The 1327-nt window shown below is 46.3% G+C and carries 2 protein-coding genes; both read left to right on the plus strand.

Going from position 1 to position 1327, the window contains the following annotated elements:
* Window positions 1–510 (plus strand): tyrosine-type recombinase/integrase (locus tag JCM15548_RS20475; protein WP_162198305.1); only part of this gene is annotated, 510 nt, incomplete at its 5' end.
* A partial coding sequence (locus JCM15548_RS20480; RefSeq protein WP_062129081.1) for an IS91 family transposase occupies window positions 482–1327 on the plus strand: 846 nt, incomplete at its 3' end. The genes JCM15548_RS20475 and JCM15548_RS20480, both read left to right, overlap by 29 nt.

The raw sequence follows: 1327 nt of genomic DNA on the forward strand, positions 1-1327 counted from the left end.
CTGCTTAAGCACCGGATTATCCTTACGCTTATCTATTCTGCTGGATTGAGGGGGCAAGAGGTCATCAATCTTAAAATATCAGATATTGACTTTGAGCGCATGGTCATCCATATTCGCCAGAGCAAATACAAGAAAGACCGAATTGTCCCTTTGTCTGTTACAATGGTCATAGGACTCGAGAAATATCTCAGAGCCGAGAACCCGCATGTTTGGCTTTTCAATGGCAAAGAGCCTGATGGCCGCTACAGCGTTAAAGGATTATCCTGGGTAATGCGAGAGAACCTTAAAAAGACCTCTATTGCCAAAAGTGTCAATCTCCATTCCTTGCGTCACTCCTATGCCACGCATTTATTAGAGCAGGGATTAAACATCGTAACCCTCAGGGATCTTCTGGGCCATGCAGACATCTCAACAACCATGATATATCTTCACGTAGCCCAGTGCCAGCACATAAAACCTCACAGCCCTTTAGATACCCTTTATGGAAAAGCACTGCAAAAACAAGCATGAATTAGCTCACATTGTCCGCCAATTTGGGAAATCCTTGTTGCAGAGCGGTGAACTATCGCCCAAACAGATCAAGGTTTTGTACAACATAGTTCAGTGCCGTACAGCCTCTTTGGGTGGTCATGAGCAGGTGTGTGATGATTGTGGTGTTATACACTATAGTTACAACAGTTGTCGAGATCGCCATTGTCCCAAGTGCCAGGGAACCAAACAAGCGCTTTGGGTTGAGAAGCTGATAAAATCAACTCTTGCGGTGAAACACTACCACATCATTTTCACTGTACCTCATGAGCTCAACCAGATTTATCTGTGGGACAGAAGGCTTTATTGCAACATCTTGTTCCGTGCTGCCAGCCGTACACTGCACAGCTTCGGTTACACACATTACGGTTGTGAAACCGGAGCCGTTGCGGTGTTGCACACTTGGGGGCAGAACCTTTCTCTGCATCCGCATTTACACTGCATTGTCCCGGCAGCCGGTTATTCCTTATCGGGTAAGTGGCGTCATATTGGCAAATATGATAATTATCTGTATCCGGTACACCAATTGAGTGCTGCCTTTAAGGGTAAATTTCTGGACAGCGTAAAAAGGGAACTGCGAAAACTATCTGCAATGGATGGCTTCAAAGTCTGCATTGAAAAGGCCCATCAAAAAAAGTGGGTGGTCTATTGCGAGTCGTCTCTGGCAGGAGCAGAGCACGTCATTAGGTATCTGGGGCAATACACCCATCGCATTGCCATCAGCAACCAGCGGATCTTGAACGTTGATTCAACACACGTCACGTTCGTTGCTAAAGACTACCGGGACCGGGCACAAAAG

This window comes from Geofilum rubicundum JCM 15548 (assembly GCF_000974365.1).
GTDB lineage: Bacteria > Bacteroidota > Bacteroidia > Bacteroidales > Marinilabiliaceae > Geofilum > Geofilum rubicundum.